The sequence below is a fragment of the Eggerthella sp. BIOML-A1 genome (assembly GCF_009875595.1).
Taxonomy (GTDB): Bacteria; Actinomycetota; Coriobacteriia; order Coriobacteriales; family Eggerthellaceae; genus Eggerthella; species Eggerthella lenta.
Genome location: NZ_WWRZ01000007.1, coordinates 17,170 through 41,788 on the forward strand (window position 1 = coordinate 17,170; position 24,619 = coordinate 41,788).

The following is a 24,619-nucleotide window of genomic DNA, read 5'->3' on the forward strand; positions in this document are numbered from 1 at the left end:
CCCGACCCGCTCTTCGGGGAAAGCACACAGGGGAATCGGCAGGCGCATGGGCGGAGTCGCTTGCTCGCGCATTGCCGCCGCCCCCGCTACGCCCGCGCGGCCAGCAGCGGGGTAATCTCGCCTTGCGCGAGCAACGTGATGCCGCGGGTGGCACGGGAAACGGTGGTGTACAGGCGACGGCGCGACAGCGGGTCGTCGGGAAACGCGCGCTCGCTGGCGTCGGGGACGATGACGTGGTCGAACTCCAGTCCCTTCGCCAGCTTGAGTGGCACCAGCACTACGCCGCTGGCGGGCAGCGTGGCGGCCGCGTCGATGAGCGCGGGAGCCGCGTCCCCCAGCTTCTTCCGCAGCAGCTTGGCCTGATGCTTCTGCGGCACCACCACGGCAGTGAGGCCGTCGTCGCCGACCGCTTGAGCAAGAACGCGCCGCAACTCACGGTCGTAATCCTGCTCGCTTGCGCACGCGATGATCTCCGGCGCGGTGTCGGCGCGCTGGATGGACGAGATGCTCAGGCGCTCGTCATCGTCCAGCAGGCTGGCGAACAGCTGCGTGATCTCGGGGGTGGAGCGGTAGCTGGTCATGAGGCGGCACTCCTCCAGCGGGCCGCGCACCTCCCGGAACAGCGCGCGCACCTGGTCGAACGTGGCGGTGCCCGGAGCGATGGCCTGGTTCTGATCGCCCAGCAACAGGAAGTGCGCGCGCTTGAAGTAGCGCGCCAGCACGGCCAGCTGGGCCACCGTGTAGTCCTGCACCTCGTCGATCATCACGTACTTCGCATCTGCGTTGCCGAGGCCCGTCAGCGCCATCTTGAGGTACAGCCACTCGACCGGAACGAGGTTCTCCACGCCCAGAAGGCGCATGCCGATGCGGTCGATGCGCAGCCAGTCGTCGTTCTCGACGGCTCGGCGCGCGTCGGCGAACCGCAAATCGACGTACTGCTGCGCCACTTCGCGCACCTGGCTCTCGTCGTGCGGGTCGAACGTTTCGCGGAACAGCTCCACCTGCTGGTCGAGGGTAAGCATCGAGATCTCGTCGAGCACTTTGTCCGAGGCCGCCAGCTGCTTCAAGCGGCTGTCCAGACGCCGCAGCAGCTCCTCGCGCATGAGCGTGACCAGGTGGGGGCCAGCAGGGATGTTTCTGAACTTGGCCGCTACTTGGAGGATTTGTCCAACCGTGACCAGGCGCTCGCCGTTGCAGTGGATCTCCTTGAAATCATGCTGGTCGAACGAGAACGTCGCGCACGCTTCGTCGATGCGCTCGAACGCGTCCAGCGACGCAGGCGCCTGTCCGCCGGACCGTTCGGGCGGCATGAGGCCTCGCAGGAACTCATCCCACGTGAGGCATTCGGGATTGCGCTCCCCCAGGTCGGGAAGCACGCCTTCAATGTAGCGCTCGAACACCGGGTTCGGCGTGATGAGGAACACCTCGCTGGGATCGAGGCTCTCGCGCTGCTGGTAGAACAGATACGCGATGCGCTGCATGAGCACCGACGTCTTCCCGCTGCCGGCGATGCCGTTCACCAGCAAGGTGGGCGCGTCCGCGTGGCGGATGACCTGGTTCTGCTCTTTCTGGATGGTGGCGGTGATGGCCTGCATCTGCGCCGTGCGGCGCTTCGACAGCGACGCCAGCAGCATGGCGTCTTGGATGGCGACGGTCGTGTCGAAGTAGGCGTTCAGCCGATCGGCTTCGATGTCGAACTGGCGGCGCAGCTTGAGATCGACGCGGATGGTGCGGCCGTTGGCCTCGTAGGACGTGGGGCCGTTCTCCTGGTTGTAGTACACCTCGGCCACCGGCGAGCGCCAGTCCACCACAAGGCGGCGGTAGTTCTCGTCGGCGATGCCGGCGGTGCCGATGTAGAGCTCCTTCGGCTCCTGCCCAGGCTTCATCTGCAGAACCACCTTGGCGAAATAAGGTTGCTTGAGCAGCACCTGGATGCTGGTCAGCTTTTCCGCATCGACGGTTTGCGCCAGGTTGTACGCGTCGATGACGCGGTTCACCGTGGCGAAGTCGGCATAGGTTTCCATGGCGTCGGCGTAGCTGGCCAGGTTCACCGACAGCTCGTCGACCATGGCCAGCTTGTCGGCGGCCGCGTCTTTGCTGTTAGCCTCCATCTTCGCCAGCAGATCGCGACCCATGGTCTGCAGCTTGGCATAGGTTTCGGTCAGATGCTGCTGCTCTTCTTCGAATACGGGGTCGAATTCCTGATCGAGTTCGGGAGTTTCATGCTCGTGTTCCAAAGGTGCTCCTCAATCTCCTTCGTGGGCTCGGGAGATTATACGCTCGCCCTGCGGAAAAAAGGAGCCTGTTCTCGCCAGGTTCCTTTCCTGTATAATAAAGACGCGCCCGAGAGGCGCACCCTTCCAATCTTTCCTGATCAACGGAGCATCACCTGTGAGCATCGATACCGCTACCGGCAAGGAAGCGCCCGCGGACATCTCGTCCGAACGCGTGAAAGACATCTTCTCCACCATCGCGAAAAAATACGAGCGGTTCAACGCCGTCTCCAGCTTCGGCGCGTACAAGACATGGCTGGCGGGCATGATGCGCCAGGCGCCCATCGACGAGAACGCCGACGTGCTGGACATCGCAGGCGGCACCGGCGATGTGACGTTCACCGTGGCGCGCGCGAAGCATCCGCGCCATATCCAGTGCACCGATCTCGTGGACGAGATGCTGGACGTGGCCCGCATGCACTATGCGGACGGCAAGGCCGAGGGCGTACCGGTTGACTTCGAGGTGGTGGATGCACAGCATATCCCCTATGCCGACGAGTCGTACGACGCCATCACCATGGCGTACGGCATCCGCAACATGCCCGAGCGCGACCAGGCGCTTTCCGAAATGTTCCGCGTGCTCAAGCCCGGCGGAGCGCTGGTGTGCCTGGAGTTCTCAACGCCGCCGAACGCCGTATGGCGCGCGCTGTACGGCTTCTACCTCAAGCACCTCATCCCCTTCTGGGGCGGCCTGATCACGGGCGACCGCGAGGGCTTCGTGTACCTGTCGCGCTCCATCAAGGCCTTCCCTAACCAGCAAGGCCTGGCAGCCATGATGGAGAAAGCCGGGTTCGAGGATGTGACCTGGAAAAACTATACCGGCGGCATCGCCGCCGTCCACGTGGCGAAAAAGCCGAAGGCGTAGACGCGGAATCGCCGCAGGCTCCCCTATCAGGATTCCACCTCGGAAACAAGACTTACAAACAAATGTTCTGCTTGATAAAATGAACTCGTACACGAGCCAGTGCAAGCGCTGCGCATAAGCACAGTCCGAAGAGGCGAAGGTGTTTCCCTTCCGCCTGACGCAACGCTTGCAAGATCCTCGCAGCCAGGGAACGAGGGGGCCGACTTAGGAACTCGCGCCCGCAAGGTAGGAAGATATATGGCACGTATCATGCATGAACGCGTACCGCTTGCCGTAATCGAAGGAGGTGAGAACATGGCAGAATTTCAACCTGATCCGTTTTTAACGTCCCTTGGGATGTCGGTCGACCAGCAACGTGCATATGATGCGTACTGCGATGCGATTGTAGACGCCTCGGAAGCCGAGATGAAGCGCACGGGGGTTACGTACACCCTCGACGAGGTCTTCGAACATGCACACGAGGAAGTCGAGCGCCTTAAGCGTGAATATCCCCGAGAAGATTGGGGGCGGCCATGTTCCCAGTAAGAACCACCGCTCGCTTCGATGTGAACATTCGGCGGATAACGCAGAACTTGTACTTTTCAGGGATCGAAGATCCCGACCAAGGCTTGAAAACAAGTCTTGTCGCCGCGCTCGTCAATGTGCGCACGTTCCCGGAAGCCTATCCTCGCACGGGCAAGGCAAGGCGACGCTTCGTCTTCGAATTCCGTTCGATTCCCCACGTGGTATTGTACGCATTCGACGGCGAGCTGGTCGTGCTGCACGATATCCACTTCGCCCGTTCGGCGCAAACGGCACACTGGCTGAGCGAGTGATCGGACGCAGTGTTCCTTCACGGCTCTGCTCGCGGAGGAACACTGCGTGACTTTAACCGACGATCTCTGCGACGGACTTGATGTCGGCTATGCGGAACAGGCGCTGCGTGGCGCCCTTCGCGCCGAACGGGGCGGGACACTCGATGAGCACCCATTCGTCGTCGGAGTCGAGGATGATACCGCGTCCTTGCGTTGACGGAGACTCGTCAGCAAAAATGCGCCCTGGCGCCCAGAGAGTGAACGCACACGCGCAACCGTGCAACTTGCGAAGCTGGGAGGCGACGAACACGGCGTTCCCCTTCTGCTCGCGCTCGAAGCGATCGGATACGCTCTCTTTCGAGGAATCGTTTTTCTTGGGCAGCCTGCTCAAAACGAAGCCGAGCTGCACGATGACGATAACCAGCAAAAGCTCCGTCACGAGATCGCCTCCTCGCACGTTGCCGCATGCGGACTATCATCCTCGTTCGGCCAAGCCAGTACGCTGTCGATGATATCGATGTCGATAAGGCGCACTGCGGTTTCCTTCTTCGACCAGGGCGCACCGCCGCCCAGCTCGTGTTCGACGCGCAGCCAACCATCGCTGACATCGAGCACGCGCGCTTTCTCGGGCATCGAAACCGCTTTGAAGATGTCGATTTCATCATGCGTATACCGATAGCAGATGCGGCATTGCTTGCCTTCCAGATGGCGGAGCACATGCAGGTCACGCGGCTTTCCAGCGGCCTGATCGGGATCGGCCACTACCACTTCCACCTCGTCGGCCACCAGATCGTCCAGGCTCACGCCGCACAGACGGGCGAGATCGGCCGCCTTGTCGAGCGACGGAGCACCCTGATCGCATTCCCAATTGGAAACGGTCTGCCGCGTCACGCCCAGCGCGGACGCCACCTCCTGCTGGCTCATCCCCCGCTTCTTCCGCAGCTTCATAAGCTTCTCGCCCACCATGCGCTATCCCTTTCCCAGCGATTCCATCGGGTACCATTCTCGCTGATCAGGGGCTTGCATTGAAGCAAATATTCCCGACATTTCGTCAAATTCGCTTGGCGGGACAAGCTCCTCGTCCCGTTTAATGGGCGGCATCACCATGCACATGACGAAAACCCGAGAATCCGACTCCCCGTTTAACGCATAATGCCGGATCGCGTTCTACGACCTCGCCTCCGGTGAAGGCATCGGCTGGAAAGATCCGCGCCGTCGCGTTCCCGACGCAGACGGGGGGGGCGTTCCCGCACGCCGACCCTTCCCTTGGCGAAAACACGTTCTGATGACGGTTTTGGTAGGGAAACCACCGGATCGGGTTCCCTTTCACCCGATCCGCGGAACGTTTTCCCAGTTCGAGAAACCTAAGCGGATGTCCGCAGGGGATTTTCTCTACCAAAACCGTCATCAGAACGTGTTTTGGTAGGAAGCTGGCGCGGCTCCGGGGGCGAGGAGCCTCTTCCGAGGATTATGCGCCACCCGGGGAGTCGGAATCGAGAAATCGAAAAGCGCCAAATCGCGCCAAATCGCGCCAAATCGCGCCAAATCGCGCCAAATGTTGTTATACTGAGTTTCCTCTGAATCACTCGGAAAGGGCGCCCATGGACGAAGCAGAATTGCGCAGCGACCTCGCAACCGGAGAGACCCCCTCCATCGAGTTCAAACGCTGCGGAAACTCGGTTGGAAGAGACACGTTCGAGACCATCTGCTCTTTCGCGAACAGCTTCGGGGGCAGCATCTACCTGGGAGTAGAAGACGATGGAAACGCAATCGGAATCCCCGAAGAGAATATCGTGCCCGTGAAAAGGAACGTGACCAACGTGGTTCACAATCCGAACGTTTTCGACCCGCCGGCCACCCTTGAGTTCGAAGACATCGTTTTCGAGGGCTCGTCGCTTGTTCGGATATGGATTCCTCCCAGTCCGTCGATCCACCGATACAAAGGGAGGATATTCGAGCGCATCGAGGACGCCGACGTTGTCGTGAGCACCGAAAGCCAGCTTACGGCTTTGTGCGTACGCAAGCAGAACATCTACACCGAGCAGCGGGTGTTCCCGTATGTGGAAGCAAGTGATTTGCGCATGGATTTGCTTCCCGCCATCCGAACGATGGCCACGGGAAAACGAACCCGACACCCTTGGAACGGCATGACCGACGAAGACCTCTTGCATTCGGCAGGGCTTTTCGGCAAGAACTTCGTCACGGGCGAAAAAGGATTCAACCTTGCAGCCGTCTTGTTGTTGGGCGATGCCGACGTCATTCGGTCGCTGTGCCCTTCCTATAAAACGGATGCCGTTGTCAGGATAAGCGACCAGGATCGATACGACGATCGCGTCATCGTCACAAGCAATCTGATAGAAGCCTTCGACCAACTCACCGGCTTTTGCACGAAACATCTGCCGGATCGGTTCCACCTTGAAGGCTCCGTTCGCGTGAGCCCTCGCGACATCATCGTTCGCGAGGTAATCTCGAACATGCTCGTGCATCGCGAATACACGAGCCCATTTCCTGCAAAACTCATCATCGACAATGAAAGGTTGCGCACGGAAAATGCAAGTCGCGCCCCTTTCATGGGTCGAATCACGCTGAGCGATTTCAATCCTATCCCAAAGAACCCCCTGATAGGCGCATTCTTCAACAACATCGGGCTGGCGGAAGAGCTGGGTTCCGGCACACGGAACCTGTACAAATACACCAAAGTCTACTCTGGGGCGGAACCGGTTCTCAACGAGGGGGCGATTTTCACAACGACGGTCCCCCTGCACGTCGAGAACGTCGAACCCGTCGCGGAGCGTCCTCACGATATGCTTTCTCTTGCAAGACAAATCGCCTTGGATCGTGGATATGCAACGGTTTCCGATCTCGAGCGCAAGGGAGTCGCCCGCAGAACCGCTCAGCGCGAACTGGCAGCACTCGCCCAACAGGGGACGCTGCAAGCGAAAGGAAACGGTCGGGCCCGAAAATATTTCCTGCCTTAAAACCCTATTCGACGATCGACCGAAAGAAGAAGAAGAAGAAGAAGAGAGAGAGGGGGGGGTCGTAAGCTCGAAGCGCTCCTATTCCACGCGCATCATGCGATACCCTACCCCTACGTGGGTTTGGATGTAGCGAGGGTTCGCAGGATCGGGCTCGATCTTCTTGCGAAGCGTGGCCATGAACACGCGAAGCGACGAGCGATCGGACGCGAGTATGGTGCCCCACACCTCTTTGAGCAGGTAGTTGTGCGTGAGTACCTTGCCGGTATTGCGCGCCAGCAGACAGAGGAGCTTGTATTCGAACGGCGTGAGGTGAATCTCCTCGTCGTCGCGCCACACGCTGCCTGCCGCATAATCGATGCGGAGGCTCCCGTTGCGGTAGACGGCTTCGTCCGCATCCCCCTTCATCGCTCGCTCCCGATCCAATCGGCGCAGCGCCACGCGCACGCGAGCCAGCAGCTCCTCGACTGAGAACGGTTTCACCAGGTAATCGTCCGCTCCGGCATCGAGCGCTTCCACTTTGTCGGCATCCTCCAAACGCGCCGATAGCACGATGACCGGCAGCGACGACCACCCGCGCAGCGTGCGAATGACCTCCACCCCGTCTCCGTCGGGCAAACCGAGATCGAGGATAGCCAGATCGGGCGGCTGCGACGACAGTTCGAGCAGCGCCTGCGACGCCGTACGGGCTTCCCGGTACGCATATCCGTGCAAATCGAGCGTGGTCGTCACAAGGCGCCGCACCGCCGCGTCGTCCTCTACCACCAGTATCCGGTACCCATCAGCCACGCGCTTCCTCCGTCGATCGCGCCACCACGTCCCCGGCCTCCACCGCTGCCAGCGTGAACGAGAACTCGCTACCGTGCGGGTTCACATTGCGCACGTCTAAAGTGCCGCCGTGCACTTCGACGATGGAACGGCATAGCGACAAGCCCAAGCCCATGCCGCGCTTGAAATCGCCGCTCTTTCCGCCCCGCCGGCCGGTGGAGCCATTGTAGAACATGTCGAAGATATGCTTGCGATCTTCCTCGGAAATGCCCGGGCCTTCGTCGGCAACCGCGATGCGCACCCGCGGACGATCGTGCTCCACGACCCGCCGCGCGCTCACGACTATGCGCCCGTCGGCCGGCGTGTACGATACCGCGTTGTTCACCAGGTTGATGATCACCTGCACGATCAAACGCGCATCCATGTCGGCCATAAGCAGCTCGTCTTCCAACTCCACGTCGACGCGGCGTCTCCCAGCGCGGCGATCGACGTGCTGGAGAGCCTCCCTCACGACATCCGCCACCAGCTCGGGCTGTTCGGCCAGCTGCAGCGTGCCGTTGTCGATACGCGTGATGGACAGCAGGTTCTCCACGAGCGTGACCAGCCAGCACGCGTCGTCGTGGATGTCGCGGTACAAGTGCTCCTTCTGCTGCGCCGACAGCGCGCCGCGATCGTGCAAAAGCATGTCCGCATCGCCCGAAATGCTGGTCAACGGTGTACGCAGGTCGTGCGAGATGGTGCGCAGCAGATTCGCCCGCAGCGTTTCCTTCTCCATGCGCATCTCCATGCGCCGCCTATCCTCGGCGAAGACGATCTGCTCGGTAGTCTGGCCGCATTCGTCCAGGATGGCCAGCAAAAGGTTCTTCTCGAAAGCCCCGAAGTCCTCCTCCCCGTCGATGTCGTCCATCGCGATGCCGGCTACTCCGAACACAGCGTCCTTCGAATGGATGGGCAGGTACAGGCATTGCGAATCGGCGAGCGTGTCGGTAGTGGCTCCGGCACGCTCGTTGTTCGCCGCAGACCATGCGGCGACCGCGGACTCTTCGGGCGATGCGAGCGCGCAGGCACCGGCATCGCCGCCCAGCGTCCCAGGGACGTCGTGCACCACGGGCTTCGCAAGACGACCGTCGATGCCCAAGCGGTACATGACCACCGGGCGGTTCAGCAGCTTGATGACCTGCTCGGCCGCAAGCCGGAAGCACTCGTCCGCATTGCGGGCACCCTGCAGCTTTCGGCTGGATTCCAGCAGCACTTCCATGCGATACGCACGGCGCGCGGTGCTCTCGGCCTGACGCTTCATGCGGATGGCCAGCGATGATGCAGCGAATGTGCCCACGAGCAGAAACGCGAAGATGATGGGATAGTTCAGCCCTACCGCATGAAGCGTGAACCGCGGGATGGTGAAAAAGAAGTTGTATGCAAACACGCTGCCCATCGACACGAACAGCGCATAGAAGAAGCCGTCGGCGCGCGTAGCGATGAGCAGAGCCACGATGAGGTAGAGCATGAGCACGACGGAACCGGCCAACCCAAGGGAATAGATGGCCAGTCCGATAGCCGTGGCGATGGCGACCGACGCGAGCGCACGCCAAACGTCAGCGCCTGTCAGGCGAAACCCTGTGGCTTCGGACAGCCGGCCATATTGCGCAGGCAAGTCCTTCGTCGGCACGACGTCGACCACGGCCCCATGCGCGAGCTTCATCAGCCGGCTCACCAGGCTCTCGCGCAGCAGGGAACGCACCGACAGGCCACCCGTGGCGTTGCCCACCACGATATGAGTCGCGCCGGCCGTCACCGCGTACTGCGCCAGCTGCTGGGCTATATCGTCACCGAACAGCGTGACTACGTGCGCACCCAGCTCTTCGGCCAGATCGATGTTGGCGCGCAGTCGTCCGCGCTGGTCGGAATCGAACTTCTTGCTCTGCGACGACTCGACCACCACCGCAGTGAGCGCCCCATGGTAGGACTCCGCCATATTCGCAGCGGCCCGGATGGCTTTCACGTTGCCCGTATTGTGCGTTACGTACACCAGCACGTCCTCGCCGGCCTCCACGCGCGCGCCCGCCTCGGTGCATTCGGCCTTGCGCGTCAGCCGATCGGCCATGCGGCGCAGCGCGATCTCGCGCAACGCCGCCAGGTTCTTCCGGGAGAAGAAGTTGCCGAGCGCCGTGCGGGCGCGATCGGGAAGGTATATCTTTCCTGCCTCCAAGCGCTCGATCAGATCGTCTGGCTCGATATCGACGAGCTCGACCGATGCAGCCTGGTCGAAGATACGGTCGGGAATGCGCTCGGCTACGCTCACGTGCGTGATGGCGGCGATCTTGTCATTGAGCCCTTCGAGGTGCTGGACGTTCACGGTGGTGAACACGTTGATGCCTGCGCGCAGCAGCTCCTCGACGTCCTGGTAGCGCTTCCGATGCCGACAACCCGGGGCGTTCGTGTGGGCCAATTCGTCCACCAGCACGATCTGGGGATGGCGCGCCAGCACGGCGTCCAGGTCGAACTCGCGCAGAGAGATGCCTCTATGCTGAACCGTCGATGGGGAGATCTGCTCCAGTCCGTCGACAAGCGCCATCGTATCGGCCCGCGTGTGGGGTTCGACGTAACCGACGACCACGTCGAACCCCTTTTCCAGCACGGCGTGGGCCTCCTCGAGCATGGCGTAGGTCTTACCCACGCCCGCCGCATAGCCGAAGAATATCTTGAGCTTGCCGCGCGTATCGCCCTCGGCAGCCTCCTCCTCGACGATTTGCCGCAGGATCGCATCGGGGTCGCGCCTTGCTTCGTAGTCCATAATCACACTCGCAGTCGTATCGGTGCCGCCATCATAGCACGCCGTCGAGCATCAGGTTCACTTTCAGCACGTTCACGCGCGCATCCCCCAGAAAACCGAACTGGGGCTGCTCGGTGCATTGCTTGATGATGTCGCGGATCTCGGACGCGCTCTTGCCGGTTGTCCTCGCCAAACGGTCCACCTGGTATTCGGCGGCAGCCGGCGAGATGTGCGGATCGAACCCGCTGCCGGAGTTCGTCACGAGGTCGCTGGGGATGGGCTTGTTCCCCATCTCGGGATGAGCCGCGCGGATCTGCTCGACGCGATCCTGCACCGCCGTCGCGAACTCGTCGCCCGCAGGGCTGAGATTGGACGGGGCGTACCACAGCACGTCGTTTCCCTCGGCATCGGTGAACGTGCTCGTGCTGGGGTTCATGGCGCGGCCCCAAAGGTGCTTCTCGTCGGTGAACCGCTGGCCCACCAGCTCGCTTCCGTACTTCGTTCCGTCGACTTCGATGATGGAGCCGTTCGCCTGGTGCGGAAAGAAAAGCTGCGCCAAACCCGTGCACGCCGCCGTGTAGATCACGCCGCACAGCACCGTGGTGACGAGGAAGAACAACGCCGCACTTCCCCAGGTCTTCGCTTGGTTTCCCAATTTGAACGTCATGATGGATCCTTTCCTTCCTACGCGACGCCCAGCGCCGTCAGGCCCATGTCCAGCAGTTTGATGGCGGCGAACGGCAAGACGATGCCGCCCAGGCCGTACACGGCCAGGTTGCGCTTGAGCAGGCTCTGGGACGTGGCCTCGCGGTACTTCGCGCCTTTAAGAGCCAACGGGATGAGCGCCACGATGATGAGCGCGTTGTATATGACGGCCGCCAAGATGGCGGTGGTGGGGCTGGTCAGGCGCATGATGTTGAGCGCCTCGAGCGCGGGGTACAACGGCACGAACAACGCCGGGATGATGGCGAAGTACTTCGCCACGTCGTTGGCGATGGAGAACGTGGTCAGGCTGCCGCGCGTCATGAGCAGCTGCTTGCCGATGCGCACGATGTCGATGAGCTTCGTGGGGCTGGAATCGAGGTCCACCATGTTGCCGGCCTCTTTCGCCGCCTGGGTGCCGCTGTTCATGGCCACGGCCACGTCGGCCTGCGCGAGCGCCGGCGCGTCGTTCGTGCCGTCGCCCGTCATGGCCACCATGTGTCCCTCGGCCTGGTACTGCCGGATGGCGGCAAGCTTCGTCTCGGGCGTGGCCTCGGCGATGAAATCGTCCACGCCGGCCTCGGCGGCGATGGCGGCGGCCGTCAGCGGGTTGTCGCCCGTGATCATGACGGTTTTGATGCCCATCGTGCGCAAGTCGGCGAAATTCTCCTTGATGCCATGCTTGACGATGTCCTTCAGATAGACGACGCCCAGAATACGATGATCGCGAGCAACAAGCAGCGGAGTGCCGCCTGCGCGCGAGACATGCTCAACCGCCGCGGCGCACTGAGCGCTGTACGTGCCGCCGCACGACTCCACATAACTCTTGACGGCATCGGCCGCCCCCTTCCGAATCTCGTGGCCCTCGAAGTCCACGCCGCTCATGCGCGTCTGCGCCGTGAACGGGATGGTCGTCATGCCCGACCCTTCCAGCACGCGGGCGCGGATGCCGAACAGCTCCTTCGCCAGCACCACGATGCTGCGGCCCTCCGGCGTCTCGTCGGTGAGGCTTGCCAGTTGCGCCGCGTCGGCAACCTCGCGCTCGCTTGCGCCGTCGACCGGGATGAACTCGGCCGCCTGGCGGTTGCCCAGCGTGATGGTGCCCGTCTTGTCCAGCAGCAGCACGTCCACGTCGCCCGCCGCCTCCACGGCGCGGCCGCTCATGGCCAGCACGTTCGCCTGGTTGAGGCGGCTCATGCCGGCGATGCCGATGGCGCTGAGCAGCGCGCCGATGGTGGTAGGCGCCAAACACACGAACAGCGCGACGAGCGAGGCGATGGTGGTGGGGTTCGCGATGCCCTCCTGGCTGGCGCCGAACCTGCTGAACGCGAACAGCGACACGGACACGACCAAGAACACGATGGTCAGCGCGATGAGCAGGATCTCGAGCGCGATCTCGTTCGGCGTCTTCTTACGCGCGGCCGATTCCACCATGGCGATCATCTGGTCGAGGAAGCTGTGACCGGCATCGGCCGTCACGCGCACCACCAGCCAGTCGGACAGCACTGTGGTGCCTCCGGTGACGGCCGAGCGATCGCCGCCGGCCTCGCGGATGACCGGGGCGGACTCGCCCGTGATGGCGCTTTCGTCAACCGACGCAGCTCCCATGACTATTTCGCCGTCGGCGGGAATCTGCTCGTTCGCCGCAACGTAGAACAGGTCCTTCTTCTTGAGGACGGCCGAACTCACCTCCTCGGCGTTGAGCCGGAAGAACTCGGCCGGGTCGTCCGCATGGGTGCCTTTGGCCACGAGGCCTTCGTTCAACTTGTGGGCATCGATGTCGCGCTTCGCGGCGCGCAACGAGTCGGCTTGAGCTTTGCCGCGTCCCTCGGCGAGCGCCTCCGCGAAGTTCGCGAACAGCACCGTGAGCCACAGAACCGCCGATACGGCGAAGATGAAAGCGGGATGCGCATCGGCGATGCCGAACAGCGACAGCGCGAACAGGCCGAGCGTCAGGATAGCCGAAATATACACCATGAGCATGACCGGGTTCTTCGCCTGCTCGCGCGGCGTGAGCTTCGCGAACGAGTCGATCACGGCGCGCTTGGCCAACGCGCTCATCGACGCCTTGCGCCCGGCGAGCTTGCCACCTTGCGGGCTTGCGCCCATAGGAGTTTCGTTCATTGCAGTAGTCGTCATCTTTCTTTCGCCCGCCTTCCTAGAGCACCATCATCAGCTGTTCGGCCACGGGACCCAGCGCAAGCGCGGGGAACATCGTGAGCGCGCCGATCAGCAGCACCATGAGCACGAGCAGGAACACGAACAGCGCATTGCTGGTGGACAGCGTGCCGGCACTCGTCGCCACCTTGGGACGCACGGCCAGGCTGCCGGCCAGCACGCACACCGCCGCGATGGGGATGAAGCGGTTCGCCAGCATCTCGAATCCCAACACCAGGTTGATCAGAGGCGTGTTGCCGTTGAATCCCGCGAAGGCCGAACCGTTGTTGCCTCCTGCGGACGTGGCCGCGTACAGCACTTCCGAGAACCCGTGCACGCCGGGATTGTTCAGGCTGTTCGCCGTTGCCGGGTCGAGGCTCATGATGCCCGCGCCGACTAGGATGAGCAGCGGCGTGGTGATGCACAGGATCACGGCCATGCGCATCTCCTTCGGGCCGATTTTCTTGCCCAGGTACTCGGGCGTGCGGCCCACCATGAGCCCGGCGATGAACACCGTGAGGATGACGAAGCCCAGCATGCCGTACAAGCCGCAGCCGACGCCTCCGAACACCACCTCTCCCAGCGCCATCAACACGATGGGCACCATGCCGCCGATAGGCGTGAAGCTGTCGTGCATGGCGTTGACCGAACCGTTCGAGGCGGCCGTGGTGAACGCGGCCCACAGCGACGAGTCGGTCACGCCGAAGCGCGTCTCCTTGCCTTCCATGTTGCCGCCGGATTGCCCGCTGGCGCCCATGTACACCTGCCCGTCGGCCGCCAGCTGGGGCGTGCCCATCTGCTCGAACACCGCGATGGCCACGAGCGCGCCTACCAGCAAGATGAACATGGCCGCGAACACGGCGCGCCCCTGGCGGCGATCCATGACGAAGCGGCCGAAGCTGAACACGCACGCCACGGGGATGAGCAGCAGCGACAGGCATTGCACCAGGTTGGTGAGGGGCGTGGGGTTCTCGAGCGCGCTAGCCGAGTTCACGCCGTTGTAGCCGCCGCCGTTCGTGCCCAGCTGCTTGATGGCGACCTGGCTGGCCTGCGGGCCCATCGGCACTGTCGCCTGGTCGATGGTTTCCACGGCGGCCGGATCGTCGGCATCGACGATGCTGCCATCAGCGGTCACGCCGACCGGCTCCAGCAGCTGCACCGTCTCGTACTCGTTGAAATTCTGCGGCGAGCCCTGCTGCACGTCGATCATCGTCACCACAAGCGACAGCGGGATGAGCACGAACAGCACCGCGCGCGTCACATCGACCCAGAAGTTTCCGAGGCCCGGATTCCCTTCGCTCACGATGCCGCGGAACAGCGCGAACAAAACGCCCAAGCCCACGGCGGGCGTGACGAAGTTCTGCACCGTCAGGCCGATCGCCTGGGAGAAGTAGCTGAGCGCGCTCTCGCCGCTGTACGCCTGCCAGTTCGTGTTCGTCACGAAGCTGACGGCGGTGTTGAACGCGAGATCCCAGGACATCCCGGGAATCCCTTCGGGGTTGAGCGGCAACAGGCCTTGCAGCATGAGAATGGCGAACAGCCCGACCAGGCAGATCGCCGAAAACGCGAACGCACTCACAAGGTAGCGCTTCCACCCCATGTCCTCGGACTTGTCTACGCGGATGCAGCGGTAGACCGCGTTCTCCACCGGAACCAGCACCCGCGAGAGCACGGTCTTCTGACCGGCCATGACCTTGTTGAGGTACGCGCTCAGCGGGATGGCCAAAGCCACCAGCAGCGCCAGGTACACGCCGTATTCGAACAGCTCGTCTATCACCGTTCGTCACCGCCCCTGAGAAGCTTGTAGAACAGGTAGAGCGCAAGGAAGATGCTCAACCCTCCTACGAAGCCTGCTACGAATTCCATCTCGATCCTTTCCTATCGGTCCTTTTGCGTGGCGGCGCATACGACAGCACCGCCACGAACCCAGCATAGGAAGAACCGCATGAGCGCGGCGTAAAGATGGAGGATGCGGGCGTTAAGATGAGGTTAAGACGGAGGTCGGCCGGGAGGGGCCGCGCGCCAGTCCGGGGGGGGTCGGGGAGGCCGCGCCAGTCGGGGGGGGCGCCAGCCGAGGGGGCCGGCCGCCGCGTTCGGCCCGAACGGGCTCGCGCCGGCATCGCCCGCAGAAGGCCGGGAAGCGGGGCGGCAGAGAACGCACGCTATGCACGATTATCGGGGCCTGCCGACGGAGGCGAGGAGGGAAACCCCAGGTCGGAAGAAATGGCGAGGGAGAAGAATCGTGCATAGCGCGCATTCTCTTCCATGCGCAGGGAAACGATCCGTCGCAGGGCGCTCGCCGGCGCGGGTCCCATCCTGCGCCCCCCCTCCAACGCGTACGGATGTTTCACGTGAAACATCCCGGCTGACCGGGATGCGCGCCGCCCCACGAGCCGGACGGGCGGCACGACGGCAGCCAAGGACCGGGGATTGGGAACCCGCGCGCCAACCGGGGGGTTGCTCCCTGATGTTCGTCGAAACGCGACACGGGAAGGATATCAAGGCGGAACGTGGGAAGAAAACGGGCTCCCGGGAGCGCCCTACGATGCCGTGATCTCGGTTCCCATCTGGGCTCCGTTGAGGGGCTGGGTAGGATCGTCCAGGCTGAAGGTCGATATCTCCACCGCGACGGGGTAGGTTCCCGCCTCCAGCGGGCGGTTCAGGCGAATCTCGGGAACGGCCTTGCCCGGCGGCACCAGCTCGGACTCGTAGAGCACCTCGCCGGAGTCCTTGAGCTTCACGGCGAACTTCATGTAGCAGGGGTTGCCCTCGGTGTTGACGAGGGGCACCTCCACGGTGTCGGAGCCCGCCTCCATGGTCCAGGCCGAGTACGTGGGCACGCGTATGCGGCCCCGCTCGGAGCCGTCGGGGTTGTCGTAGCCCGGGATGGAGTAGTCGACCGCCGCAGGATCCACCACAGGACCCGGCGCGGGCCTCAGGAGGAGGAACGCCGCAGCGGCGGCGAGGACGAGCGCGAGGAGGACGAGGACGACGGCGAGGATACGCCGGCGGCGCCTGCGTCGCCGCACGGTCTCAAGGGCTTCTTGCAGCAAGGTGGTTCCGCCTTTCCGGCTCGGTGGACAGGGCGCCCCCGGGGAGCCGGGGGGCGCTGGCGCGAGCCCCCGTCGGCGCGCTGGCGCTGCAGGGGACTCGAGGGCCCGCCGCGTCAGCGGCGGCGGCCCCGGGGCGCGTCGAGCCTAGGCGCCCGTCGTGTCCTCGTAGCTGAAGGTGAGGGTGTCGGTGTGCGCGCCGCCCTCCTTGGCGTCGCCCGTGCGCTTGGCTACGCCCGCCGCTGAGGGGTTGGTCTTGTCGAACGTGCCGATCGCGGCCTTGGCCGTGACCGTCTTGTCGAACTTGGCCTTGGTCACCCCGGCGCCCGTGTAGGCGATCTCGTAGTCGACCGGGTCCTCGGTGCCCTTCTGGAGCTGGAAGCCGTTGGCCGACTCCAGGTAGAGCTTCGCGCCGCCCGCCGGCAGCTTATCGATCTGGCCGACCGAGCCGCCGGGGGTCGTGTTGTACAGGTTCACCGACGCGTCCACGGTCGTGTCCTTGTTGGTGCCGAAGGGGATGGAGGTCGGGATCTCGAAGCCCCAGCCGTTGGTGCCGGGCACCTGCTGGGAGGACGAGTAGGTCACGCTCGTGGTGCCGCTCTGGTTCACGGCGAACGCCGGAACGGCGGTCCCGACGGTCAGGGCGGCGGCGCACGCCGTCGCCAGGAGCACACGTCCCATGTTGCGGTTCATCTTGACATCCATATTCTTCCTCTCTCTCGCGCGCCCTCGGGCGCGCACTGCTTGCTTGCTTCCGGGGTCGGCCTTCGGCCGGCCCTTCCTTCTATGTCCACGCGCTCTCGCGCGAGAAGGACCTCAAGCGGGCGCTCAGCGCCCGTCGTCGTCCATCGAGCCCGCCCCCTCGACCCGGCCCGGCGGCCCCTCAAGGGGCGAGGTTCCAGAGCCGTCGGCCGCCTCCGGACCGGACGGGCCGGCGGCTGCCGGGACCGGGGCGTTCGCGCGTCGGGCGAGGGCGGCCGCCGCCAGGGCGGACAGCGTCGCCAGGGCGAGCGCGAGCGGCGCGGCCCAGGGCAGCGCGTCGCCCGTGCGCGTCAGGCCGCCGACCCAGGCGGCCGGCCCGCCCGCGACCGGGGGCGCCCCGCCGGCGAACGCGGCCTCCACCCCGCCCGCCGCCTCCTCGGCCGAGAGCGAGAGCGAGCCGTCCGCAGCCGGGGAGGCATCGCGGCCGCCGACGCGCAAGGACGCGAGATAGGCCCCCTCGTCGGGCACGGCCCGCAGCGAGAGCTCGCCGCCCTCGGGGGCCTCGGCGAGGACGGTCCCGCCGCGCACGGAGAGCGCGACGGAGCCGGACGCGTCGACGAGTTCCAACCGCCCGGGGCCGGCTGCCGACAAGGGGACGGCGAGGGAGCGCGGAGCGTACTCGACGAGCGCGGTGCCCGAGCGCCCCTCGGCATGGGCGCGCGGCGCACCCGGCGCCGCCGGAGCGGCGAGGGCGAGGGCGAGCACGGCGAGGGCGAGGACGGCCGCGCGGGCCGGCCGCAGCGGGCGCGGGGCGATCACGGCGCCACCTCCCTGGTCGTCGCGGACACGATGTCGACCCGGAACTCCATGGTCCCGGAGTAGCGGGCGTTGGCGAGGAACGAGCCGACCGGGTCGACGCTCCTCAGGGAGAACGACCCGCTGCCGGCGGCCGGATCGTGCGGGTCGATCACCATGAGCGGCGCGGGCGCGGAGCCGTCCCCGGGGTCGTAGACCGTGCCCGAGGCGTCGAGCACCTCGAAGCCCCGAGCCCCTCCGCCTCCGGGGAGCGAGAGCGACAGCAGCGGCGCGCCCGCGGAGGGCCTCGTCACCGACACCCGGTAGGCCTGGCCGACCGGCCAGGTCGCGCCCGGCAGCTCGGGGGCGGCGGCCACGACCACGCTGTGGTCGCCCGCCGGGGCGGCGGGGTCCGAGGGCTCGGACCAGACCCTGTCGCCGTAGGGCTCCAGGGACAGGGAGCTCGGAATGGAGAGGAAGCCCAGGAGGGCCGGGTCGTCCGCGCCGTAGTCGACCGCCTTCCACTGCGCGAACAGCGTCAGCGCGCCGCCGTCGGCGGGGGCCGGGTCGGGCGTGGAGATCGGAGTGCCGGCGGCGAAGTAGTTGGAGCCCTGCTTGCGGTCGCCGACGGCGAGGTCCGGCGAGGTCGTCCAGCCGTCGAACTCGTAGCCGCCCATCGTGAACGCGTTCCCGGGCAGGTCGGCGGGCGCGCCGTAGGACAGGCTCCCGACGGGGTCCATCGTCCCCGACACGTAGGCGGTGTTGCGGACGATCTTGTCCGGATCGGCCGGGTCGGGCATGCCAAGGCGCCCGTCCTTCGCCACCATGGCGTCCCAGCCGTCGTCGAAGGACACGGAGTAGGAGTTCGCGATCCAGCGGTTCGAGTACGAGGGGTTCTCTCCCGCGTTGACGACGACGTCCTTGGGGACGACGGGCGCCTTGTCCCCGCTGCTCTTCCTCCATCCGGACTTCCTTGCCGCGTCGTAGGCCTGGGGGTCGGTGTGGTAGCCGGGCCTGTCGAGGCCGTAGTTCGGCACGCCGTGCAGGATCTCTTGGGGCGAGGAGCCGGAGGGCACCCACTGGAGGTGGGAGTCCCTGCGGTCGGAGTAGCCCTCGTCGTTGTAGAAAAGGAACTCGCAGGGAACGCCCTCCTCCACCTCGCCGAGGATCATGCTGCCGGCGGACACGGGGGTCGAGCTCCCCTGGCGGTATACGTTCATGCCGTAGGAGAACCGCGTGCCCGAGGCTCTGAGCGAATCATCCTTGAACGTCGCCCTCCCGCTGGTCTGCCAGTCGGTGTTGCTCGGATCCTCCGTGGAGCCGTCCACGAGCTTGAGGGCGACCGAGATCAGGTGAGAGACGGGGATGCCGTAGCCGGACTCGAGCGCGTCGAGGCGCACGTCGCCCACCGTATCGCTGGTGCCCTCGTACATCGCCGTGCCCTTGGGGAGCGTCTGGTCGGCCAGCACGTTCGCGCCGACGCCCGTGTCAAGCGCCGCGTTGTTCGGCAGCTCCAGGTAGGGGATGTGGTTGCCCGCGAAAGCTTTCTCGCCCACGGAGCGCAGCGTGGAGGGCAGCCTCACGTCCGAGATGTTCGCGTTCTCGAAGGCGCTCGCGCCGATCGTCTGGACCCGGTACTTGTCGAGGGGCAGGTAGCCCATGGGTTGGCCGGTCTGCGGATCCGGCAACGCGCCGAGGTTCGTGCCCTTGAAGGCGCGCGCGCCGATCTTGACGTTGAGGATCACCCCGCCGGCGCTGACCGCCTCGGGCATCTTGATGATCGAGAGCGCGACGCAATTCTCGAACGCGCCAGCGCCGAGCGTGACGGTCGCCGACGGCACCCCGCTGTAGGAGCCCTCCCCCATCATGACCGATTTCAGCGACGTGCAGCCCTTGAAGGCGTTCTCCCCGATTGCGGGATCGCTCGCGGAGCCGTCCGCCAAGGAGGTCTGCCCGAAGTCGATGCCCCCGAGGGAGATGCAATCCTGGAAGGCGCCGGCCCCGACGCGCGTGAACTTGCTGTTCGCAGGGATGACGACCTCCTTCAAGCCCGCCAGGCCCTTGAACGCGTCGCCGGGGATGAACCCCCAGAACTTCGAGATGATCACCTTCGTCACGCCCGGGTTGCCCGAGATCACGCCCCTCGCGGGGGCTGGGACGTTCTCGTCCTCGAAGGAGAACTCACCCGTCAGACTGTTGTCCGCGAACGCGTAGTCGGCCATGCCGAACCTCACCCCCTGGGTGAGGGGGTTGATCTTTATCTTGTTATTCTGGAAGCAGCTGCTGCCCAAGACGATCTTGTCGACCGTCGTGTTCAGGAAAGACACCTTCGTGATCAGATTGTTCTGGAACGCCGAAGCTCCCACCGAGTCCAGGGTCACCGGGAACGTGAGCGCGCCGCCGATCATGTTGCCTTTGAACGCGTCGACGCCGACCGTGGCGAGCTTCGTGTTCTCGAGGCCGAGAAGGGAGGTGAGCTTCGGGGCCAGGCTGACGCCATCCCTCGTGCCGCCGGCGAACGCGCTCTCGTTCACCCCTTTGAGGGATGACGGCAGCGCGAGCTCGCCCGCGAGCTTCTTGCAGTTGTAAAACGCCTTCGAGCCCACGGTCTCGAAGGCGGGGGGAAGGACAAGGCTCGTGATCTCCCCGCAGCTGACGAAGGCATTCGGGCCGATCGTGGTGAGGCTCGTGCACTTGGACAGGTCGATGACGCCCTTCGGTCCTCGCTGCTCGTATTCGTTCTGCATCTGAAAGGCGCTCGTCGATATGGTCTGCAGGTTGGTCGCCTGGGAGAAGTCGATGTTGCACTTCAGGTTCGAGTACGTGTTCTGGACCGAGCTCCCGCGGGCGATCTCGACGACCTTCTTGCCCGCGGGGCTGGTCGCCGGCACGTGTACCGTGTCGGTCGGCTGAACGGAGCCGGAAAAGCCGGTTATCTTGCAGGTGGTAGCGTCGATGTCGGTGAACGTCCACGAAAAGTTCAACGGATCGTCGTTCGCGCGCGGGTCGGCGCCGAGGGGACCGTCGAGCTGCGGCGCGGGGGCGCCCACGAGGGGGCCGTCCGCCTCGGAGCGCTGCGCGGCATCCTCCTGGACGGCGTCGGACGCGCCGGGGCCGAGCACGTCGGGCCGGCCGGCGTCGGGATCGGGCATGCCGGGGCCGGGGGCCGCGGCATCGGAGCCGGCTTCGGGAGCGGGCGCGGCCGGGGCGGCGGGCTCCGGGGACCGCGCGGTCTCGGCGGCGATCGGGACGATCGGAGCCGCCTGGGCCCGCGCGGCCGGAATCGGGGAGGCGTCGGCCTCCCCGGCGGGCGCGGGGGCCGGCCACAGGGCGACGGCCACGAGCGCGGCGCACGCGACGCGGGCGACGGCCCGCGCCGCGCGGCCCCTGGACGTGCTTCGTTTACGCTGCGTTCTATCCATTTCCACACTCCTGCGGGTCATGTCGGTTCGGTGCGCCCCCGCTCGAGGCAGAGGGCGCGCTCAGCCCCCCCCCCCGTCGCGAAGGAGGCCCTCGAAGGCTTCGGCGTCGAGCGGGGGCGAGCACAGGTAGCCTTGGAGCAGGTCGGCGCCCGCCTCCTCCAGGAACCGCGCCTGCGAGGCGTCTTCGACGCCCTCGGCCACCACGACCATCCCCAGCTCGTGGACGAGCCGCACCGCGGCGCCCACGACGACCGCGCCGCACCCTGGATCTGCGCGGAGGAGCGACGCGTCGAGCTTGACGACGTCCACCGGCGCGCCCTCGAGGGCGGACAGCGACGTGGAGGCGGTGCCGAAGTCGTCGACGGCCACGGAGAACCCCGCCGCCTGCAGGCGCATGAGCGCGCAGCGCAGCTGGTCGGGATCGAGCCTCCAGGCCTCCTCGGACACTTCGAGGTGCAGCAGGCAGGCCGGAAGCCTCCGCTCGCGCAGCAGCGCCTCGAGGCGCCGCGCGAGGAGGGGGTCGAGAAGCGTCGAGCGCGCCAGGTTCGCCGACACGGGAACCACGGGGAGATCGGCGTCTATCCAGGCGCGCAGGCAGTCGAGGGCGAGCGAGACGATGTGGAGGTCGTGGGCGGGGGCCAGGCCGGCCTCCTCCAGGAGCGGCACGTAGGCGCCCGGGCCGGGCGCGCCCCAGCGCGAAAGCGCCTCGGCGCCGGCGAGGCGCCCCGAGGGGCACTCGAAGACGGGCTGGAAGGCGGGGCGCAGGTCGTCCGAGGCCATGGCGGCGTCGAGGCCCTCGAGGGCGTCCTGGTAGAGCAGGGCCTCCTCCAGCATGGCCGGGCTGAAGCGGCGCACGCGCGGGCCGCGCCGCTCGGACTTGGCCGCGCGCAGGGCGAGCAGGGCGCGCTCGAGCGCGTCGGCGGGGCCGGGGGCGGAGGACCCCGGGCCGGCCTCGCAGGTGCCCATGCGCACGGCGCAGCGCGCCCCGGCGGGGCCGCGCGAGAGCGCCTCGGCGAGGGCCGCCTCGTCGAGCAGGGAGCGGGGAGCGAGGACGGCGAAGCGGTCGGCGCCCACCCGGCCCGCCACCGAGCGCGGGGGCAGGGCCTGCGCGAGACTCGCGCCGAGGTAGGACAGGAGCTCGTCGCCGGCCTCGCGGCCGTAGCGGGCGTTGTAGGCCGCGAAGCGCTCAACGTCGGCGCAGACGAGGACGTAACGGGTGCGGGGGTGAGCGATCAGAAGAGCCTCGGCATGCGCGAGGAAGCCCGGGCGCGCCTCGAGGCCGGTGAGGGCGTCTCGCGCGCAGGGGGAGGCGGCCGGGGCCGCGGACGCTAGGCGCGGGCGAGGCTCAGAGGAAGCCCCCCCCCCCCCCCGAGTTTTTTCGTTTTCCCACGTCAACGGCAAAGTAAAGCAGTGTAAATTCTAAGTGGGAAGCTCCTTGGACATCAGATGAACATAAGGGGCTGCAGACGTTTGAAAGCCTACCGATCACGTTAAAAAACAGTCCGTTTTGATGGATTTCGGTACATATTCTCAGTCAATTTTTACATTTTCCTTTACTTTCCTCACCGACGGCTGGCATAATAGTCAGTCGCTTTACACGAAATTCTTTCCTGTTTCTTTTCGCGCAATGCCAACGAATCAGAAAGCGGCTCGAGTCAAGCGCAATGCACGCCGCAGGAGCGGGTGCGACCGAAAAGCGCGCATCGAGCGCGCACGAAGAGAAACGGAAACGAATAATGCAGAATTTCGCCGACCTCGGCTTGTCCGAGGCTGCCCTTGCCGCCGTCGAACGCCTGGGCTACGAGAACCCCACCCCTGTGCAGCTGCAGGCCATCCCGTTGGTCCTGGAAGGCCGCGACCTCATCGCAGCCGCCAGCACCGGCACGGGTAAGACCGCCGCGTTCCTGCTGCCCATCCTGAGCACCCTGCCGCGCGGCAAGAGGGGCAAGCGCGCGCCCCGCGTGCTGGTGGTCAGCCCCACCCGTGAGCTGGCGCAGCAGATCTCGCAGACATGCATGCAGATCACCCGCAAGACGGGGCACTACGTGACCACCGTGTTCGGCGGTACGCCCTACGGCCCCCAGATCAACGAGATCCGACGCGGCACCGACGTGCTCATCGCCACGCCCGGCCGCCTGAACGACCTCATGAACAAAGGCGTCGTCGACCTCGGCGGCATCAAGTCCCTCGTGCTGGACGAAGCGGACCGCATGCTTGACATGGGCTTCCTGCCCGCCGTCACCACCATCGTAGACGCCACCCCCGCCGATCGCCAGACGCTGCTCTTCTCGGCCACGATCGACCATTCCATCCAGAAGAACCTGGGCTCGCTGCTGAACGACCCGGCCGTCGTGGAAATCGCCCGCAACGGCGAGACCGCCCAGACGGTCGAGCAGTTCATGATGCCCATCGCCAATTTCAAGAAGCCCGAGCTTCTGCAGGCGCTGCTGGAGGAGAAGGGCTCCGACCGCGTGATCGTGTTCGCGCGCACGAAGAACCGCACCGAGGATTGCGCCGAGGCACTGTGCGACGCAGGTTACCGTGCCGAATCCATCCACTCGGACAAGTCGCAAGGCCAGCGCAAGCGCGCCCTCGACAACTTCCGTCGCGGCCGCACGTCAATCCTCGTGGCGACCGACGTGCTGGCGCGCGGCATCGACGTGCCCGACGTGGACCACGTCATCAACTTCGACCTGCCCGACATGCCCGAGGACTACGTGCACCGCATCGGCCGCACGGGCCGCGCCGGAGAACAGGGCTTCGCGGTCTCGTTCGTCACGCGCGAGTCGCGCCGCACGATGAGCGACATCGAGAAGCTCATCGGCAAGAACGTACCCCTCATGGAGCTCGAGACCTACGAGCTGGACATGACCGTGCTGGAAAAGGGCAAGAAGGGCGCTCCGAAAAAGGGCGGCTACAAGGGCAACAAAGGCTCCGGACGCCCCGCGGGCGCCAAGCGCTCCGACAAGCGCGGCGGCGAGAAGCGCGACTTCGAGCGCCGTTCGGACAGCCGCGCCGAGGGCCGCTCGGACAACCGCCCCGGGCGCGGCAAGCGCGCCGAGGGCAAGCGATCCTTCGACGGCGCCGCCAAGCCCGACGGCCCGCGCAGCAACAACATGGATCACGCGAAGCGCCGCCTCGAAATGAACGAGAAGAAGCGCGAGAAGTCCGCTCCGAACGCGAAGGGCGCCGCCAAGCAGAACGGCTCCAAGAAGAAGGCGGGCGTCGGCGGCTACAACTACAGCAGGTTCGCGAACAACTAAGGCGCACTCGGGGCGAGCTGATCCGACTTCGTATCTCCCATATATATAGGTAAGCGCCGCGCATCGTTTCAAGATGCGCG

Annotated in this window: 18 protein-coding genes and 1 pseudogene; 5 read left to right on the forward strand and 14 right to left on the reverse strand. The window is 65.3% G+C overall.

All coding sequences use genetic code 11. The features are described from left to right. Nucleotides 1-86: 86 nt before the first annotated feature. Nucleotides 87-2,237: a UvrD-helicase domain-containing protein gene (locus GT590_RS10175; protein WP_009305198.1), complete on the reverse strand. Its 2,151-nt coding sequence runs from the start codon at nucleotides 2,235-2,237 to the stop codon at nucleotides 87-89. A gap of 154 nt (nucleotides 2,238-2,391) precedes the next feature. Here GT590_RS10175 and GT590_RS10180 point away from each other — a divergent pair, with 154 nt between their 5' ends. The 3 genes from GT590_RS10180 (at nucleotide 2,392) to GT590_RS10190 (ending at nucleotide 3,953) form a co-directional block, all read left to right on the forward strand. Continuing rightward, nucleotides 2,392-3,138 carry a class I SAM-dependent methyltransferase gene (locus GT590_RS10180; protein ID WP_009305199.1) on the forward strand — a complete coding sequence of 249 codons (747 nt, stop codon included), beginning with the start codon at nucleotides 2,392-2,394 and terminating at the stop codon, nucleotides 3,136-3,138. A 237-nt stretch (nucleotides 3,139-3,375) separates the two neighbouring features. Further along, a complete protein-coding gene (locus GT590_RS10185; protein WP_226844386.1) occupies nucleotides 3,376-3,663 on the forward strand; it encodes a GMP synthase in 288 nt (95 codons plus the stop codon). Then, a complete protein-coding gene (locus tag GT590_RS10190) occupies nucleotides 3,651-3,953 on the forward strand; it encodes a hypothetical protein (RefSeq protein WP_009305201.1) in 303 nt (100 codons plus the stop codon). The genes GT590_RS10185 and GT590_RS10190 overlap by 13 nt, the downstream gene beginning before the upstream one ends. Before the next feature lie 52 nt (nucleotides 3,954-4,005). Here GT590_RS10190 and GT590_RS10195 read toward each other — a convergent pair whose 3' ends face one another. Next, nucleotides 4,006-4,371, reverse strand: coding sequence for a hypothetical protein (locus GT590_RS10195; protein ID WP_009305202.1), 366 nt, complete (start codon nucleotides 4,369-4,371; stop codon nucleotides 4,006-4,008). Beyond that, nucleotides 4,368-4,898 carry a helix-turn-helix transcriptional regulator gene (locus tag GT590_RS10200; protein ID WP_009305203.1) on the reverse strand — a complete coding sequence of 177 codons (531 nt, stop codon included), beginning with the start codon at nucleotides 4,896-4,898 and terminating at the stop codon, nucleotides 4,368-4,370. The genes GT590_RS10195 and GT590_RS10200 overlap by 4 nt, the downstream gene beginning before the upstream one ends. A 635-nt stretch (nucleotides 4,899-5,533) precedes the next feature. Here GT590_RS10200 and GT590_RS10205 point away from each other — a divergent pair. Then, a complete protein-coding gene (locus tag GT590_RS10205; protein ID WP_009305204.1) occupies nucleotides 5,534-6,910 on the forward strand; it encodes a helix-turn-helix domain-containing protein in 1,377 nt (458 codons plus the stop codon). A 78-nt stretch (nucleotides 6,911-6,988) separates the two neighbouring features. On the opposite strand, the gene GT590_RS10210 is transcribed toward GT590_RS10205, so the two are convergent. The 11 genes and pseudogenes from GT590_RS10210 to GT590_RS14820 all read right to left on the reverse strand — a co-directional run. Continuing rightward, nucleotides 6,989-7,696 (reverse strand): response regulator, encoded by a 708-nt coding sequence (locus GT590_RS10210; RefSeq protein WP_009609064.1) that lies wholly within the window; start codon nucleotides 7,694-7,696, stop codon nucleotides 6,989-6,991. After that, nucleotides 7,689-10,469, reverse strand: a complete 2,781-nt coding sequence (locus GT590_RS10215; protein WP_009305206.1) for a sensor histidine kinase KdpD — start codon at nucleotides 10,467-10,469, stop codon at nucleotides 7,689-7,691. The genes GT590_RS10210 and GT590_RS10215 overlap by 8 nt, the downstream gene beginning before the upstream one ends. A gap of 31 nt (nucleotides 10,470-10,500) precedes the next feature. After that, entirely contained in the window at nucleotides 10,501-11,115 is a 615-nt protein-coding gene (gene kdpC, locus GT590_RS10220) for a K(+)-transporting ATPase subunit C (RefSeq protein WP_114513713.1), read from the reverse strand. A 17-nt stretch (nucleotides 11,116-11,132) separates the two neighbouring features. Next, entirely contained in the window at nucleotides 11,133-13,259 is a 2,127-nt protein-coding gene (gene kdpB, locus GT590_RS10225; RefSeq protein ID WP_161171089.1) for a potassium-transporting ATPase subunit KdpB, read from the reverse strand. Between the two features lie 49 nt (nucleotides 13,260-13,308). Beyond that, nucleotides 13,309-15,084, reverse strand: coding sequence for a potassium-transporting ATPase subunit KdpA (kdpA, locus tag GT590_RS10230; protein ID WP_009609092.1), 1,776 nt, complete (start codon nucleotides 15,082-15,084; stop codon nucleotides 13,309-13,311). A gap of 763 nt (nucleotides 15,085-15,847) precedes the next feature. Then, complete coding sequence (locus GT590_RS10235) at nucleotides 15,848-16,360, reverse strand: hypothetical protein (protein ID WP_161171070.1); 513 nt, start codon at nucleotides 16,358-16,360, stop codon at nucleotides 15,848-15,850. 144 nt (nucleotides 16,361-16,504) lie between these two features. Continuing rightward, entirely contained in the window at nucleotides 16,505-17,062 is a 558-nt protein-coding gene (locus GT590_RS10240) for a hypothetical protein (RefSeq protein ID WP_161171071.1), read from the reverse strand. 123 nt (nucleotides 17,063-17,185) lie between these two features. Continuing rightward, nucleotides 17,186-17,878, reverse strand: coding sequence for a hypothetical protein (locus GT590_RS10245; RefSeq protein WP_114552487.1), 693 nt, complete (start codon nucleotides 17,876-17,878; stop codon nucleotides 17,186-17,188). Continuing rightward, nucleotides 17,875-21,276 (reverse strand): leucine-rich repeat domain-containing protein, encoded by a 3,402-nt coding sequence (locus tag GT590_RS10250; RefSeq protein ID WP_161171072.1) that lies wholly within the window; start codon nucleotides 21,274-21,276, stop codon nucleotides 17,875-17,877. The genes GT590_RS10245 and GT590_RS10250 overlap by 4 nt, the downstream gene beginning before the upstream one ends. A gap of 60 nt (nucleotides 21,277-21,336) precedes the next feature. Next, nucleotides 21,337-22,131: an EAL domain-containing protein gene (locus GT590_RS14590; RefSeq protein ID WP_161172890.1), complete on the reverse strand. Its 795-nt coding sequence runs from the start codon at nucleotides 22,129-22,131 to the stop codon at nucleotides 21,337-21,339. Nucleotides 22,132-22,293: 162 nt separating this feature from the next. Beyond that, nucleotides 22,294-22,677, reverse strand: a pseudogene (locus GT590_RS14820) (diguanylate cyclase); the annotation flags it as partial. A 335-nt stretch (nucleotides 22,678-23,012) separates the two neighbouring features. Between GT590_RS14820 and GT590_RS10260 the strand changes: the two are divergent. Next, nucleotides 23,013-24,539, forward strand: a complete 1,527-nt coding sequence (locus GT590_RS10260; RefSeq protein WP_015761187.1) for a DEAD/DEAH box helicase — start codon at nucleotides 23,013-23,015, stop codon at nucleotides 24,537-24,539. The last annotated feature ends 80 nt before the right edge of the window (nucleotides 24,540-24,619 follow it).

Bases quoted from the DNA above. Each gene is read 5' to 3' on its own strand.
- GT590_RS10185 (WP_226844386.1), top strand. From the start codon at position 3,376: ATGGCACGTATCATGCATGAACGCGTACCGCTTGCCGTAATCGAAGGA.
- GT590_RS10190 (WP_009305201.1), top strand. From the start codon at position 3,651: ATGTTCCCAGTAAGAACCACCGCTCGCTTCGATGTGAACATTCGGCGG.
- GT590_RS10200 (WP_009305203.1), bottom strand. From the start codon at position 4,898: ATGGTGGGCGAGAAGCTTATGAAGCTGCGGAAGAAGCGGGGGATGAGC.
- GT590_RS10205 (WP_009305204.1), top strand. From the start codon at position 5,534: ATGGACGAAGCAGAATTGCGCAGCGACCTCGCAACCGGAGAGACCCCC.
- GT590_RS10215 (WP_009305206.1), bottom strand. From the start codon at position 10,469: ATGGACTACGAAGCAAGGCGCGACCCCGATGCGATCCTGCGGCAAATC.
- kdpC (WP_114513713.1), bottom strand. From the start codon at position 11,115: ATGACGTTCAAATTGGGAAACCAAGCGAAGACCTGGGGAAGTGCGGCG.
- kdpB (WP_161171089.1), bottom strand. From the start codon at position 13,259: ATGGGCGCAAGCCCGCAAGGTGGCAAGCTCGCCGGGCGCAAGGCGTCG.
- GT590_RS10240 (WP_161171071.1), bottom strand. From the start codon at position 17,062: ATGGATGTCAAGATGAACCGCAACATGGGACGTGTGCTCCTGGCGACG.
- GT590_RS10250 (WP_161171072.1), bottom strand. From the start codon at position 21,276: ATGGATAGAACGCAGCGTAAACGAAGCACGTCCAGGGGCCGCGCGGCG.
- GT590_RS10260 (WP_015761187.1), top strand. From the start codon at position 23,013: ATGCAGAATTTCGCCGACCTCGGCTTGTCCGAGGCTGCCCTTGCCGCC.